18 protein-coding genes and 1 pseudogene are annotated in these 13,696 nt (G+C 67.5%); 10 read left to right on the plus strand and 9 right to left on the minus strand.

Going from position 1 to position 13,696, the window contains the following annotated elements:
• The first annotated feature begins 61 nt into the window (after window positions 1–61).
• Window positions 62–604: a YaeQ family protein gene (locus ACH438_RS38775; protein WP_397015041.1), complete on the plus strand. Its 543-nt coding sequence runs from the start codon at window positions 62–64 to the stop codon at window positions 602–604.
• Here ACH438_RS38775 and ACH438_RS38780 read toward each other — a convergent pair.
• The 6 genes and pseudogenes from ACH438_RS38780 to ACH438_RS38805 all read right to left on the minus strand — a co-directional run bounded on the left by ACH438_RS38780 (window position 601) and on the right by ACH438_RS38805 (window position 4,027).
• A complete protein-coding gene (locus tag ACH438_RS38780) occupies window positions 601–1,203 on the minus strand; it encodes a GTP-binding protein (protein ID WP_397014801.1) in 603 nt (200 codons plus the stop codon). The genes ACH438_RS38775 and ACH438_RS38780 overlap by 4 nt on opposite strands.
• Complete coding sequence (locus tag ACH438_RS38785) at window positions 1,178–1,525, minus strand: DUF742 domain-containing protein (RefSeq protein ID WP_397014803.1); 348 nt, start codon at window positions 1,523–1,525, stop codon at window positions 1,178–1,180. Before ACH438_RS38785 ends, ACH438_RS38780 begins: the two co-directional genes overlap by 26 nt.
• Window positions 1,522–1,953 (minus strand): roadblock/LC7 domain-containing protein, encoded by a 432-nt coding sequence (locus tag ACH438_RS38790; protein WP_397014805.1) that lies wholly within the window; start codon window positions 1,951–1,953, stop codon window positions 1,522–1,524. Before ACH438_RS38790 ends, ACH438_RS38785 begins: the two co-directional genes overlap by 4 nt.
• Window positions 1,953–3,347: a sensor histidine kinase gene (locus ACH438_RS38795; protein WP_397014807.1), complete on the minus strand. Its 1,395-nt coding sequence runs from the start codon at window positions 3,345–3,347 to the stop codon at window positions 1,953–1,955. Before ACH438_RS38795 ends, ACH438_RS38790 begins: the two co-directional genes overlap by 1 nt.
• Window positions 3,348–3,623: 276 nt before the next feature.
• Window positions 3,624–3,728: pseudogene (locus tag ACH438_RS38800) on the minus strand (ABC transporter substrate-binding protein); the annotation flags it as partial.
• The gene (locus ACH438_RS38805; protein WP_397014809.1) at window positions 3,728–4,027 is read right to left on the minus strand and encodes a DUF1330 domain-containing protein; all 300 of its coding nucleotides are present in this window, start codon (window positions 4,025–4,027) and stop codon (window positions 3,728–3,730) included. The gene ACH438_RS38805 and the pseudogene ACH438_RS38800, both read right to left, overlap by 1 nt.
• Before the next feature lie 64 nt (window positions 4,028–4,091).
• Here ACH438_RS38805 and ACH438_RS38810 point away from each other — a divergent pair, with 64 nt between their 5' ends.
• Entirely contained in the window at window positions 4,092–4,538 is a 447-nt protein-coding gene (locus ACH438_RS38810) for a MarR family winged helix-turn-helix transcriptional regulator (RefSeq protein ID WP_397014811.1), read from the plus strand.
• Here ACH438_RS38810 and ACH438_RS38815 read toward each other — a convergent pair.
• The gene (locus ACH438_RS38815; protein ID WP_397014813.1) at window positions 4,513–5,319 is read right to left on the minus strand and encodes a helix-turn-helix domain-containing protein; all 807 of its coding nucleotides are present in this window, start codon (window positions 5,317–5,319) and stop codon (window positions 4,513–4,515) included. The two genes, ACH438_RS38810 and ACH438_RS38815, sit on opposite strands and share 26 nt — an antisense overlap.
• A 111-nt stretch (window positions 5,320–5,430) precedes the next feature.
• Here ACH438_RS38815 and ACH438_RS38820 point away from each other — a divergent pair, with 111 nt between their 5' ends.
• The 5 genes from ACH438_RS38820 to ACH438_RS38840 all read left to right on the plus strand — a co-directional run bounded on the left by ACH438_RS38820 (window position 5,431) and on the right by ACH438_RS38840 (window position 9,769).
• On the plus strand, window positions 5,431–6,285 hold the full coding sequence (locus ACH438_RS38820; RefSeq protein WP_397014815.1) for a tryptophan 2,3-dioxygenase: 855 nt from the start codon (window positions 5,431–5,433) through the stop codon (window positions 6,283–6,285).
• 4 nt (window positions 6,286–6,289) lie between these two features.
• On the plus strand, window positions 6,290–7,525 hold the full coding sequence (locus ACH438_RS38825; RefSeq protein ID WP_397014817.1) for a kynureninase: 1,236 nt from the start codon (window positions 6,290–6,292) through the stop codon (window positions 7,523–7,525).
• A complete protein-coding gene (locus tag ACH438_RS38830; protein WP_397014819.1) occupies window positions 7,506–8,369 on the plus strand; it encodes a PaaX family transcriptional regulator C-terminal domain-containing protein in 864 nt (287 codons plus the stop codon). Before ACH438_RS38825 ends, ACH438_RS38830 begins: the two co-directional genes overlap by 20 nt.
• Before the next feature lie 71 nt (window positions 8,370–8,440).
• Window positions 8,441–9,280 carry an MlaE family ABC transporter permease gene (locus ACH438_RS38835; RefSeq protein ID WP_397015043.1) on the plus strand — a complete coding sequence of 280 codons (840 nt, stop codon included), beginning with the start codon at window positions 8,441–8,443 and terminating at the stop codon, window positions 9,278–9,280.
• An 84-nt stretch (window positions 9,281–9,364) separates the two neighbouring features.
• Window positions 9,365–9,769, plus strand: a complete 405-nt coding sequence (locus ACH438_RS38840) for an SRPBCC family protein (RefSeq protein WP_397014821.1) — start codon at window positions 9,365–9,367, stop codon at window positions 9,767–9,769.
• 9 nt (window positions 9,770–9,778) lie between these two features.
• Here the strand turns inward: ACH438_RS38840 and ACH438_RS38845 are convergent, their stop codons facing one another.
• Both ACH438_RS38845 and ACH438_RS38850 read right to left on the minus strand, forming a co-directional pair.
• Window positions 9,779–10,246, minus strand: a complete 468-nt coding sequence (locus ACH438_RS38845) for a helix-turn-helix domain-containing protein (protein WP_397015045.1) — start codon at window positions 10,244–10,246, stop codon at window positions 9,779–9,781.
• Window positions 10,247–10,395: 149 nt separating this feature from the next.
• Complete coding sequence (locus ACH438_RS38850) at window positions 10,396–11,112, minus strand: hypothetical protein (protein WP_397014823.1); 717 nt, start codon at window positions 11,110–11,112, stop codon at window positions 10,396–10,398.
• A gap of 151 nt (window positions 11,113–11,263) precedes the next feature.
• Here ACH438_RS38850 and ACH438_RS38855 point away from each other — a divergent pair, with 151 nt between their 5' ends.
• The 3 genes from ACH438_RS38855 to ACH438_RS38865 are packed head-to-tail and all read left to right on the plus strand — an operon-like array spanning window position 11,264 to window position 13,631.
• On the plus strand, window positions 11,264–11,701 hold the full coding sequence (locus ACH438_RS38855) for a hypothetical protein (RefSeq protein WP_397014825.1): 438 nt from the start codon (window positions 11,264–11,266) through the stop codon (window positions 11,699–11,701).
• Window positions 11,702–11,705: 4 nt separating this feature from the next.
• Complete coding sequence (locus ACH438_RS38860; RefSeq protein ID WP_397014827.1) at window positions 11,706–12,287, plus strand: class I SAM-dependent methyltransferase; 582 nt, start codon at window positions 11,706–11,708, stop codon at window positions 12,285–12,287.
• An 18-nt stretch (window positions 12,288–12,305) separates the two neighbouring features.
• Window positions 12,306–13,631, plus strand: coding sequence for a family 1 glycosylhydrolase (locus tag ACH438_RS38865; protein ID WP_397014829.1), 1,326 nt, complete (start codon window positions 12,306–12,308; stop codon window positions 13,629–13,631).
• The last annotated feature ends 65 nt before the right edge of the window (window positions 13,632–13,696 follow it).

Here is a 13,696-nt window from a genome sequence, read left to right on the forward strand (position 1 = left end):
TCGACCTCACCGTAGCCGAGTGATCAACTCGGTCCGGCAGGTGGTCTACGCTGGTCGCCTTATGGCCCTGAACGCGACTATGCACAACTTCACCGTCCAGCTCGCCGACGTCGACCGCGGGGTCTACGAGGAGGTGGAGCTACGGGTGGCGCGGCACCCCTCGGAGAGCGCCGAGTTCATGGTGACCAGACTCCTGGCCTACTGCCTCGAATACGAGGACGGGATCACGTTCAGCGACGGCGGGGTGTCGTCCACCGACGAGCCCGCCGTGCTGGTGCGCGATCTGACCGGACGCCTGACGGCCTGGATCGAAATCGGTGCACCCGATGCCGATCGGGTGCACCGCGGCAGCAAGATCGCCGATCGTGTCGCCGTCTACACGCATCGCGATCCGGCCAAGGTGCTGGCGCAGTTGACCGGCAAGCGCATTCACCGCGCCGACGCGATCCCCGTCTACAGCCTCGACCGCGCCTTCGTCGATGAGGTTGTGGCCGTGATCGATCGGCGCAATACCGCGTCGGTGTCGGTCACCGAGCGGGTGCTGTATCTGGAGATCAACGGCGCGACATTCAGCACTCCCATCGAGGAGCACCGGCTCGTCTAATCGGATTCCCGTGGCGCCAGCAGATATTCGACGAGGGTGATCAGCGATTGCACGCAGGTCGTGCGGTCGCGGGCGTCGAGCGAGAGCAACGGGGTGTCCGCGTCGAGATCGAGTGCGTCGCGCACCTCGTCGATCGGATAGCGGATCGAGCCCTCGAACTGGTTGACCGCCACCGCATACGAGACGCCGCGCTCCTCCAGCACCGACAATGCCTCGTCGGCCTTGTCCAGCCGCCGCGTATCGACCAGGACCAGCGCGCCGAGCGCGCCCACGGCCAGGTCCTCCCACATGGGTACGAACCGCCGTTGCCCGGGTGTGCCGAAAAGGTACAGCGCCAGTCGCGGATTCAGGGTGATGCGGCCGAAGTCCATGGCCACCGTGGTGGTGGTCTTGCCGGGCAGCCCGGCCATATCGTCGACGCCGACGCTGGCCTCGGTGATCGTCTCCTCGGTGCGCAGCGGCCGAATCTCGGACACACTGCCCACGAACGTGGTCTTCCCGACGCCGAAGTTGCCTGCCACCAGCAACTTCACCGCGCGGGTGACGGTCTGGGGCACGTAGTCGACGGCGCGCTCAGGCGATGAGAGCGCGGAGCCCATTGAGTACCTCCTTCAACAGGGCTTGCTCCGGCACGTTTTCGGCCGGAGTGGGGTCGACCAGGTGACCACTATCGAGCAGATCCGCTGCGACGATCTTCACGACGGACGGGGGCAGGTCGAGATAAGCGGCGATTTCGGCCAGCGTGAGTGCGCCCTGACGGCACATCTGCACGATCCGGCGCGCATCCGCCGTGGCGCCGGGCGGCGGATCCTGTGCGGCGACAACGAGTGTCACCAGATCCAGCGCCCGGGTGGGACGCGAGCGGCCGCCGGTGCGGACATAGGCCCGCACCAGGTCCGGATCGCGCCGCGGCCGGCTCATGCGCGTCCGAAGTCCGCCCTAGACCGGGACATGCTGCCCAGCTCGTGGCCGACCCGGACCGCAAGTTCGTTCATGCGGTGTGCGACCAGGCTGACATCCACATCCTGGGTGGTCGAAACGCCCAGCAGCGCACCGGCTCCGGCGGCGGTGATGAAAATCATGCCATCGTTGTACTCGGTCATGTTCTGCCGCACACCGTTATCGGTGGGTCCGCCGCAGAATTCACCGAGTGCCTTGCCCAGCGCGCGCAGGCCCGAGGCCGCGGCGGAGAAGCGTTCCGCGTCGTCGACGGTGATGCCGCTGGTGTGCGCGATGTGCAGGCCGTCGTCGGAGAGCAGCACCGCGAAACGCACGCCGGGCATTTCGAGATCGTCCAGCAACCAGGCTAGCTTGTTGCTGTCGGTCACTGCCGCACCGGGTGTAGCCATCACGATGTCATCCCTTCGGAGTGCTCGGTCGCGGCCAGGCGGCCGCGCTGGGAACCGCTGTGCCAGGCGGCGGCGATATCCGGTCGTGCTCCACCGGAAATGCTCGCGACCGGGCGCGGAGTGGCGACGACATTGGCCGTCGCCGTCCGGCGCCGCCGTTTCGGCAGACCACCGGAGGTGAGATCGTGGCCGGCCGCCGCAACAGGTTCGGCAACAGGCGTTCTCGGCTCGGGCTCCGGTGCGGGCGGCGCCAGCACCACCGGGGCGATGCGTGCCGCCTCCGGTGTTTCGAGCGGAATGAGCAGCGAGTCAGGGATGAAGACCATAGCGCGCATACCCCCGTACACGTTCGGCCCGTCGACATAAAGGGTGAAACCGTAGCGGCGGGCCAGTGCGGCCACACCCGGGAAGCCCACGCGCGGTGTCGGTCCCAGCGCGTGAATATCGATGACCCGGTCGCCATTGAGGATCTGACGGGTCTCGTCGAGCTGTTCGCCGTTCATGCGCACGCCCGCGTCGTCGATGATCACGGTGACGCCGTGGTGGCCTTCCTGGAAGCCGATGTCCACGAACGAGTTCGGCGGCGAATAGCGCAGTGCGTTGTCCAGCAGCGTCGCGATGGTGTGCACCAGCGGCTCCACCACGCGGCTGGTCACGGTGCGATCGAGCTGGCCCGGGCGCACGCGGGTGTAGTCGCGCACGCGGCCGACCGCGCCGCCGACCACGTCGGTCAGCGTCTGCTGCGGCCAGCGCCGGCCCGGTAGACCACCGCACACGATCACGAAGGACTGCGCCTGCCGGATCATCTGCTGCACGGAATGGTCGATGCGGGTGAGGATTTCGTAGGTCTCGTCATCGCGGTGTTTGCGCAGCGCGCCACTGAGCACCTGGCTCACGTCGGCGCCGAGGCTGACCACGGAGGTACCGAAGGCGCGCACGGCGGCACGGGTGGCCTCGCGCGCGGCGGTCTCGACCTCGGCGCGGGCGGCGGCCACACCCTGGGTGACGGACAGCTGGGCGGCGGCATCGGCCTCGTGCTGGGTGCGGTCCCGGGTCTCCAGCTGCACCTGGCGCAATTCCTCGCCGGTGCGGGCGGCCAACTGCCACACCAATTCCGCCAGCTGGGTATCCTCCAGCATGGCGGGGAGGTCCACGGTCGGTTGGTCCGGGTCGGAGCGGCGCACCGAGGCGCCGAGGGCGGGCACGATGGTGGTCGTCAGATTCTCGATCATCTGCTCGACGGCAATGTCGCGGTCCCGCTGCGCGCGCGCCAGCGCGTCGGCGCGCGATCGCTCCCGGCGCGCGGTGAACCACGCGAACAGGGCCGCGATCACGGCGAGTACGAGTGCGGCGGCGAGACCTGAGGAAAGCAGCACGGCGGTTGTTTGATTCATCAATTCTCTTGTCGTCCGGCCGATCCTGAGAGCGGCGTCGCCACAGTAGCAGAATCTGGTGTCTCACCTAATCTTTCGGCACCTTCGGGCAAACCGCACGTCGGAGCGAATGCGGTTCATCGGAATTCGATCAGGTAGCGGCCACCGGAAGCCGGTTCACCGCAGCCGGGCGAACGAACGTTCGAGAAAATACCGCGTGGTCCTGGGCGTGCGCCCAGGACCACGCACCGGTAGCCTCGACCGGTTATCGAGGCGCAGCGGCCGGACTCCACGAGTTCACCCGATCCACGGCAGCGCGCCCGCCCGCACCGCTGCCCGCTTCGGCAGCAATCCATTGGCTCCCAGCAGGTCCGCGGCATGCTGCTGCTCGTCGAGGAATTTCAGCCCGCGTGCGGGACTCCGCGTAGGACGATCGCATTGCCGGTCGTCGCGGCATGCCGGTCGACGGAAATCGCCTGGTATTCCGGTGAGGCGGCCCAGCGTTCGGCCGTGGCGCGATCCGGGAACTCGATGAGGACGAATTTCGTGTAGGGCCACTCGCCTTCGAGGGCGTGCGGCTGTTCGTCGGCGACCAGGAGCCGAGCAGCGTAACCGTCGAGGGTGGCGGCGAAGGCGCGGACGTAGCGCTCATAGCGTGGCCGGTCGTGAATGGTGAACTGGGCGGCCACATACGCGGTCATCGGGATCGAACCTCCTCATATGCTTTACTGGTGAAGTATATGCTTCAGATGGAAGGTATCTGCCATGTCCCATGATTCGGCCGCACACCGGCTGCGGGTGTACCACCGGCTCCAGCTCGCGGCACACCTGAGCAAGCGGCAAGCCGACCGCGAACTGCTCGCCACCACCGGGCTCACCGTCGCGCAGGTCGCCGTCCTCAATGCCGTGGCGGCCACGGCGGACCCCACCCAGCGGCAGGTCGCGGGGCTGCTCGGCGTCAATGAATCCGCGGTCACCGGAATGGTGAAGCGGCTCATCGCCGCCGGCTATCTGGAACGCGAACGCAGTACGAGCGACAGCCGGGCCTGGGTCCTGCGCCTCACCGCACGCGCGCGCACCACACTGACCGGAACCGCCACCGCATTCGGCCCGATCAATGCGGCGATCGACGCCGCGCTGGGACCGGAGGGCGTGCAGCGATTGACCCGGGACCTGGAGGAACTCATCACGCGGTTCGAAGCAACGCCTTGACCGCCGTCGGCGTGTGACCCAGATGCGCCCGCATCGTGCGGGTCAGGTGGGCCTGGTCCGCGAAACCCAGCTCCGCCGCGAGGTCCGCGAGGCCGGTGTCCTGACGTTCCAGACTGTCCATGGCCCGCGAAACCCGTAGTCGGTTGCGGTATCTGGTCAGCGAGACACCGGTCTCCCGGGTGAAGGCCCGGCTCAGCCGGTAGGGCGAGACGGATAGCTCGGCAGCGAGCGGCAGCAGACCCGCGGCCGCCGGATGATCGTCGTGCAACAGAGCCCGCGCCGCGGCGACCAGCGCGCAGTCGCGGGACCCACCGGCCGCGGGGACGGCGGTATCGACGATCTGCCGCACCGCGGCGCTGACCAGGCCGGAAAGCCGCTCGGCACAGGCGAAATCGATATCGCCATCGGCGGCGTCCGCCACCAGCAGGCGGTGTTCCAGATCCAGGCGGGCATCGATGCAGACCGTGGGCGCGACGGTGCGGACCTCGTCACCGGCGATGGCATGCCACAGCGAGTGGCCGATGGTGATGGCGGTGCAGACGTCGCCGCCCGCGGGATGCGCGAAATGTTCCGGCTCACCGGGGATTCCGAGGTAGGCCGAGAGCCGATCGACCTCGGCCGCGCCCGAACGCGTGCGGCGCCGGAAGCGACCGCTGCGCACCAGCACCATGCGGTAGTCCTGCGGCGATTCGGCTTCCGACCATCCCGCGTGCTCGTCGCAGCAGGTCACCGCGTCGACCGTGAAGTCGGCGTGCGCGACGAGCCTGGTGAACGACTGCATGCTCCGCACCCTACTCAGCGTCTCCGACCATCTTGGCATGACAGTTTCCTGACCACCGTCACGGACGTGTATTACAGTGGAGGGACCGGCATCGAACGAATGGGGACCGTGATGAGCCGTGAAACCAATACCCGCGCACTCGAACCGGGCATCGTCACCGAGCTCGGTCCGGGTCTGAGTTACAGCGGCTATCTCGATCTGCCGGCACTGCTCGGTGCACAGCACCCGGTCAGCAGGCCGCCGCAGCACGACGAACTGCTGTTCATCATCCAGCACCAGACCACGGAGCTGTGGCTCAAACTCGTGCTGCACGAACTCCGCGCGGCCCGTGCGGCTTTCGACGCCGACGCACCGGATTTCGCGCTCAAGGCCATCGCCCGCGTCAAACACATCCAGCGCACACTCACCGAACAATGGTCGGTGCTGGCGACCCTGACACCCACCGAATACGCCCAGTTCCGGACCTTCCTCGGCAAGTCCTCCGGATTCCAATCACATCAGTACCGGGCCGTGGAGTTCCTGCTCGGCAACAAGAACCCGGCCGTCCTGCGCGTTTTCGACAACGACGCGGCGGCCCGATCCGAGCTGGAGACGCTCATGCGCGAGCCGACCCTGTACGACGCGTTCTGGCGTCATCTCGGCCGCACCGGACCGGCGGTGCCGGCCTCCACGCTGGAGCGTGACGTCACCCGGCCCTATGTCCTGAATCCGGAACTGATGCCGCTCGTGCAGGCGATCTACGCTGCCCCGCAGGAGAATTGGCCGGTCTACGAGGCGTTCGAGGAACTCATCGATCTGGAGGAGAACTTCCAGCTGTGGCGCTTCCGACACCTGCGCACTGTGCTGCGCACCATCGGCACGACCCGCGGCACCGGCGGCTCCAGCGGGGCCGAATTCCTCAGGCACGCACTCGATCTCACCTTCTTCCCGGAACTGTTCGCGGTCCGCGCCGAGACGGGGCGGTGAGATCATGACCACGACACCCACCGACTTCGCCGCTCGCGCCGCACTACTCGACGCCGAGGACCCGCTGCGCGATTACCCACACCGATTCGTCGGCAGCGACGATCCGTCGATCGTCGCCTACCTGGACGGGAACTCACTCGGCCGCCCGACCCGCAAAACCGCGGAACGAGTGGCGGCCTTCGTCACCGACGCCTGGGGCGGCAGGCTGATCCGCGGCTGGGACGAGCAATGGTTCGACCTGCCGCTCACTCTCGGCGACCGGCTCGGCGCCCTACTGCTCGGCGCAGCGGCCGGCCAGACCACGATCGGCGATTCCACCAGCGTGCTGCTCTACAAGCTCGCCCGCGGTGCGCTGGCACTGCGGCCGGGACGCACCGAGATCGTGCTCGACCGGGACAACTTCCCCACCGACCGCTATCTCATGGAAGCCATTGCCGCCGAATCGGGTCTGACGCTGCGCTGGCTCGACCCCGAATTCACCGGCGGCGTCACCGTCGATGAACTGGCCGCGGCGGTCTCCGAGCGCACCGCGCTCGTGGTGCTCAGCCATGTCGCCTACCGTTCCGGGTTCCTGCTCGACGCCCCCGCGATCGCGGCCGTCACCCATGACGAGGGCGCGCTGCTGCTGCTCGATGTCTGCCACTCGGTGGGCGCTACGGAGATCGAACTCGATTCGTGGGACATCGATTTCGCGGCGGGCTGCACCTACAAGTACCTCAACGGCGGACCGGGCTCGCCCGCGTTCGCCTACGTCAACGCCCGGCATCTGCCCAGCTTCGAGCAGCCGATCTGGGGGTGGATGGGACGCGAGAATCCCTTCGAGATGGCGCAGGGCTTTGTTCCCGCGCCGGGTATTCGCCGCGTCCTGAGCGCCAGCCCGGGGATCCTCGGCATGATCCCGGTCCAGGACACTCTCGACCTCATCGAGGAAGTCGGGATGCCCGCCATCCGCGCAAAGTCGCTGCTGCTCACCGAGTTCGCTCTCGAGCTCGTCGAGCGGTGGCTGGTCCCGCGCGGAGTGACCGTCTCCTCACCCCTGGATCCGGCGCGGCGCGGCGGGCATATCACCATCGATCACCCGGCCTTCCAGGACGTCACCGCACGACTGTGGCACCGTGGTGTGATGCCCGATTTCCGCCGACCGCACGGCATCCGCATCGGAATGAGCCCGCTGACCACCTCCTTCCGTGAAGTTCTGGCAGGTCTGACCGCCATCCGTGATGAACTCGGCGCGCACTGACATTCCGGCGGCGGCAGCGATTCTCGATGACATCGATGCCCGCCCCGGCAGCGCGACCTCCCTGGCCCGCACCGTGCTCGGCGCCTACGTCCGCGAGCTCGGTGGCTGGCTGGCGATAGCCGACTTCACCACGCTGCTCGCCCCTCTCGGTGTCCCCGAACCCAGTACCCGCACCGCGGTGACCCGGCTGAAGACCAAGGGCGTGCTGCAGCCGGAAACCCGCAACGGCCGCAACGGTTACCGTCTGACCGCAGCCGCCGAAGCCATGTACCTGCGCGGAGATCCGCGGATCTTCGGCTTCCGGCAGATGAGCGAAGGCGACCCCTGGCATCTGATCTCGTTCAATATCCCCGAATCGGCGCGCCCGGCCCGGCACCAGCTCCGTCGCCGCCTCACCTCCATCGGCTGCGGCACGGTCTCGCCGGGGCTCTGGATCTGCCCCGACTATCTGGCCGACGAAGCCACGGCGATCGTCACCGCCCTGGACCTCGCCCCTTACGTGACCGCGTTCCGCGCTTCGGCTCTCACGGTTCCGGATTCACCTCGGGCGGCCGCCGCGCGCTGGTGGGATCTCGCGGCCCTGTCCACCCTGCATCGGCGGTTCATCGACAATCACCGATCCCTCAGCGCCGCACGCCGGCTCACCGATGAGGAAGCCTTCCGCCTCTTCGTCCCCTTGCTCGACGAATGGCGCACCATCCCCTATCTGGACCCGGGCCTGCCCGATTCCATGTTGCCCGCGGACTGGCCCGGCCCGGAGAGCGTCCGTCTCTTCGCCGAGGCCCAGCGGCGCTGTCTGGCGCCGAGCCGTCGCTGGGTGCACTCCCGAATCCACGCGCATTAGCGCATGTCCGTGCCGACTGTTTGGAATTCTTCGGCTTACGCTGCGGTCACCTGCGACAACAGGAGTCGACCATCAGCTACAGCAACTACGACGCCGGCACCGGCCAGCGGCATGCGCGCGATGAACTCGACCTATTCGGCCGCCATGCGATCTTCTACGCACGGTCCCTCGCCTCGATTCCGCACGCGCTCGTGCACCACCGCACCGAGACCATCCGGCTCATCGCCGAAATCGGCATGGGATCGGGCGCTCTCGCGGTTATCGGCGGCACCGTCGCGATCGTCGGCTTCCTCACCATGGCCGCGGGCGGCACCATCGCGGTGCAGGGCTACAGCTCACTGGGCAATATCGGCATCGAGGCGCTCACCGGCTTCTTCGCGGCGTTCATCAATGTGCGGATCGCGGCGCCGGTCATCTCCGGCATCGGCCTGGCGGCGACACTGGGCGCCGGTACCACGGCGCAATTGGGGGCCATGCGGGTCGCCGAGGAGATCGACGCCTTGGAGGCCATGGCGATTCGGCCGGTGCCCTATCTGATCGGCACCCGTATCGTGGCCGGGCTGGTGACGGTCATTCCGCTGTACTCGCTCGCGGTGATCGCCTCGTTCCTCGCCAGTCGCTTTGCGACCGTGGACATTTACGGGCAGTCACCCGGCGTCTACAACCACTACTTCGATACGTTCTTGATTCCGACCGACATCCTCTGGTCGTTCGCGCAGGCCATCCTCATGGCGCTGGCGGTCATGCTCATCCACACCTTCTACGGCTTCCACGCCACGGGCGGGCCCGTCGGCGTCGGCGCCGCGGCGGGCCATGCGGTGCGCGCCTCACTGGTCGCGGTCGTCATGGTGACCCTGCTGACCTCGCTCGCTGTGTACGGCACGTCCGGCAACTTCCATCTCTCCGGGTAACGGCTGCAAGAAAATTCAAGACCCACCCGGCCGCACCGACGCACACTGATCCTCGACCAACAGGATCCGGAAGGAAGTGCGACAGTGGCGACCGTGCGAGTCGAATTCGACATCGAGGCCGATGCCGAGTCGGTATGGAAAGTGATCAGCGACTGGGCTTCCGCCCCGGTCCGCATGGCCCCGGGGTTCGTGACCGAATCCGTCGAGGCCGAAAACGGGGACCGGGTGGTCACCTTCGCCAGCGGCGCCGTCGCACGCGAACGGTTCATCGCCCTCGACGAGGACCGGCGCCGCGTCGTCTTCTCCGTCGTCGGCGAGGCCCTGAAACCGACCCATGACAATGCGTCCATGCAGATCCTGCCCCGGGAAGCAGGCGGCTGCACCTTCGTATGGATCCACGATGTCCTGCCCGACGCCTTCGGCGAGCCCATGCTGGCGACCATGCAGGCCGCCACTCCCGTCATCCAGCAGGCGCTGCGCACCCGCTGATCCGCCGGATCAGCGCTCCCCCAGCTCATCCCGCCGCGGACGGGCAGGCTCGGTGCGCAAGCCCTCGGTGATGCGCAGCCGATCGGCCATGCTGCTGAGCAGGTTCTGCGATTCCTCGCTCAGATCGAAGGCGCGGGAGGACAGTTTGCGCAGGCCGTACATCTGCAGGCGGGTGAGCAATGCATAGTCGTTGTCGATCTTGGCAGCATAGCCGTCGTTGTAGAAGTAGTCGGGCTTGACCCGGAAGAAGCGGGCGAGCTCGGCGACCGTCGCATCCGACGGGTCGGTCCGGGTGCCGGCGCGCAGCTGGCTCAGATACGGCTTGGAGATGGGGAACCCGCTCGCGGTCAGAGCGGCGGCGACCTCGGCATTGGTGTACGGGCGACGGCCCGGGGGGTGCACGGCCTCGAACAGGCGATTGAGCCGATCCGCGAAATTGCCCGGATGCCTGGACTGTTCGGCCGCCGCGCGCTCCACGATGCGGTCGATCAGGCGCGCGGGCAGGTCGTCGCGCAGCCGCTGCAATCCGGGATCGGCCAGCGAGGAATGTTCCAGCAACCGGGCCACCAGCGTCGCCGGGTCCACGCCGCGGTCCTCACGCAACTCCCTACCTTTGTCCTCGCACATCATTCCTCCGTCCCCGCGAGGCCGCGGCACCAGTCATCGTCTCGTTTCACGCGCGCCCAGCGTTGTTCGACCGCCTTGACCGAGGACCAGCCGAACAGGTCCCGGATTTCGGCGCCGCGCAGGCCCATGGCCTTACCCCAGGCCAGTCCGCGGTCGCGTGGGCTGAGCCGGGCTAGGCGGCGGCGGAATTCCATGCCCGCCACCACCGATCCGGCCAGGTCCTCATCGGAGGGCAGCCAGCTCAGCAGGTTCGGATCGTCGTCGGCGGCGGGTAGCGCCACGGCCACGCGCTGCTGGAAGAGTTCACCGCAGCGGCGGCTGCGGCGGAAGTTGTCGACGAAGGCCATGACGCAGCCGTTGACGAAATACGTTGCGAGACTGGTGCCGCCGTCCGCGCGCCAGCCGTCGCCGTCGAGGCAGTGCTTGCGGAACCGTTCCAGGGCGCTGGTCACGGTCTCCTGCAGGACGTCCTCGCACAGGCGGGTCGCGACCAATTCCCGTTCCTGGTCGGTACATCGCACCGGCATGCCCTTGTCGGTGGCCACCTTGAAGATCCAACCGGTCCGGATCCAAGGGCCCATGACGGCCAGGCCGTGCCGGACCAGCCTGTCCGCCAGCAGCTTCCACGCCGAACCGGTGAATCCCGCCTTGCGGACCAGCTCGAACAGTTCGCGTTCGGCCGATTCCCGATCCGGCTCGCTATACGGCTCGCTCAACTCCAACGTGTCACCCCCGCGCCTCCTGCCTCTTCTGTTGCCATGGTTATAGGAGTGGCAAACACACAGCCCCCGTCCGGCAACAGAACGGAACACCAGGTTTGTAAATCATTCCTTGACAAGCGGTTTGGCGTAAAGGCAGGCTTTACACATGAGCGATGCCCAACACCGGGACCCCGCCGACGAACGCGCGGTCCTGGCAAAACTGTTGTCCACCAACGCCGAATTCGTGGCGGAAGTGCTGCATCCGGCCGAAGGAAAGCCCACACCATCGGTGATGGCGGCACTGCGGGCGGCGCGCAGCCTCGACAATGTCGTCGACGATGTCCTGCGCTCACTGGTGCTGCAGGCGCGTGAGGAGGGGCGCACCTGGGCCGAGATCGGTGAAATCTTCGGCACCTCACGACAAGCCGCGTTCCAGCGCTTCGGCGGTGCGCCCAGCGGGATGCAGGTGCCGCCCCTGCCGCCGGTCCCGCCCTTGCCGCCCATGCCGGAGATGCCTCGCATGCCGGAAGTACCGCCCATGCCGCACTTCCCGAGTCCGCCGAAGATGCCGCCCATGCCGGGCTGGCCCACTTCCCACGAGTGACGCCATGAACGTCGAGGGGACGGCCGGGGTGGACAGCGGCGCGCCGGGCACCGTCGGTGAGCGCAACTGCCGGCACCTGTTCGCCGCGGCCCGCTGCCGCTTCGCCGAGGACCGGCTGGCCGATGCCATAGCCACCGGGATTCGGCAGATCGTCCTGGTCGGCACGTCTCTCGATACCTTCGCCGCGCACAACCCGTACCGGCATGTGCGAGTCATTCAGCTCACCGACGCCGATATCGCCCCGACCGCAACGGCTTTCGATCCCCGGGAACCGGGCTTCGTCATCATGCTGGATGATTCGGCACGACACGGCGCTGATCATCGGGCATTGAGCTTCGGGCAGGCAGTCCGGGGCCTGGGCGGGCTGGCGGCCGGAAGTCAGCTCATCGCCGCCTATTCCGCGGCGGAGGCGGACCGGGTGGCCGGGGAACTGCGCGACACGGTGGCCCAGGTGCTGGAGGATCTGGATGCGCGGGCATTAGCCTGCCGGTATCTCGATCTGCCGGGTGTCGCGGCATGTCCGGGCGAACCCCGTGTGATTCGGGCGAGGGTCCGCCATACTGCTGGTCGGCCGCCCAGTTCCTAGCCGCCGATGAGGAGCCCCATGCGATCGCACACCCGACGCCCCGCTCACGCCACACTGGCCATTGCAGCCGCCGCACTATTGGCGGCCGCCGCACCCGCGGCCGCCACTCCCGCGCCCACCAGCCTGCCGGCACTCGGCCCGGATTTCTCCTGGGGTGTGGCCATGTCCGGGTTCCAGTCCGAAGGTCATGCGCCCGACAGCAATTGGGTCCGCTACGTCGCCTCCCACCCGGACTACGACCGCTACGGCGACAGCGTCGACTTCTACGACCGCTACGCCTCCGATATCGAACTCGCCAAGAACCTCGGTATCAACACCTATCGCCTCGGCATCGAATGGGCGCGGATCGAACCGCAGCCCGGGGTCTGGGACGAAAACGGATTCGCCTTCTACGACAAGGTGATCGCGGCCATCCGCGCCGCCGGCATGCGGCCCATGATCACCCTCGATCACTGGGTCTACCCCGGCTGGGAAGCCGACCGCGGCGGCTGGCACAACCCCGGCATGCTCGACGACTGGCTCGCCAATATGCGCAAGGTCGTGGATCGCTACGCCGGCGACGATCCGTACTGGGTGACCATCAACGAACCGTTCGCCTACATCCTGAACGAATTGCGCAACGGCGGACTGCCGGCCACCGACATCCTCACCATGCAGGACCGGCTCGCGGCCGCGCACAACACGATCTACGACTACATCCACGCGGCCCAGCCGGGGGCCATGGTGACCAGCAATGTCGCGTATGTGCCCGCCGCGGACCCGATCGTCAACGGCGGCATGCTCGATCGCATCGCGGCCAAGCTCGACTACGTGGGCATCGACTACTACTACGGCATGTCCCCGGACACGGTTACGCAGTACAGCGCGTTCCCCCAGAACGCCCTGTGGAAGCTGCCATTGCAGGCGGACGGGCTGTATTACGCACTGCGGCACTTCGCGCAGCGATTCCCCGGCAAGCCGCTCTACGTGGTGGAGAACGGCATGCCGACCGAGAACGGGCAGCCCCGCGCCGACGGCTACGACCGCGCCGACAATCTGCGCGACAGCGTCTACTGGCTGCAGCGCGCCAAGGCCGACGGCATGAACGTGATCGGCTACAACTACTGGAGCCTCACCGACAACTACGAATGGGGCTCCTACACACCGCGATTCGGCCTCTACACCGTCGACACGCTCACCGACCCGAGCCTGACTCGCCGGCCCACCGACGCCGTGGACGCCTACCGCGCGATCACGCACGACGGCGGCGTCCCGGCCTCCTACCTCCCCACCCGTCCCCCCACCACCTGTTCCATCGTCGACGCCCTCGAGAGCTGCACCGACCCGGTCACCCTGCCGCATTAGCGCAATCCTCTTCCCCCGCATCGCCTTCACGATCACCTTCGCATCGGCTTGCGGCTCACCCCTCG

This window comes from Nocardia sp. NPDC020380 (genome assembly GCF_044386975.1).
GTDB lineage: Bacteria > Actinomycetota > Actinomycetes > Mycobacteriales > Mycobacteriaceae > Nocardia.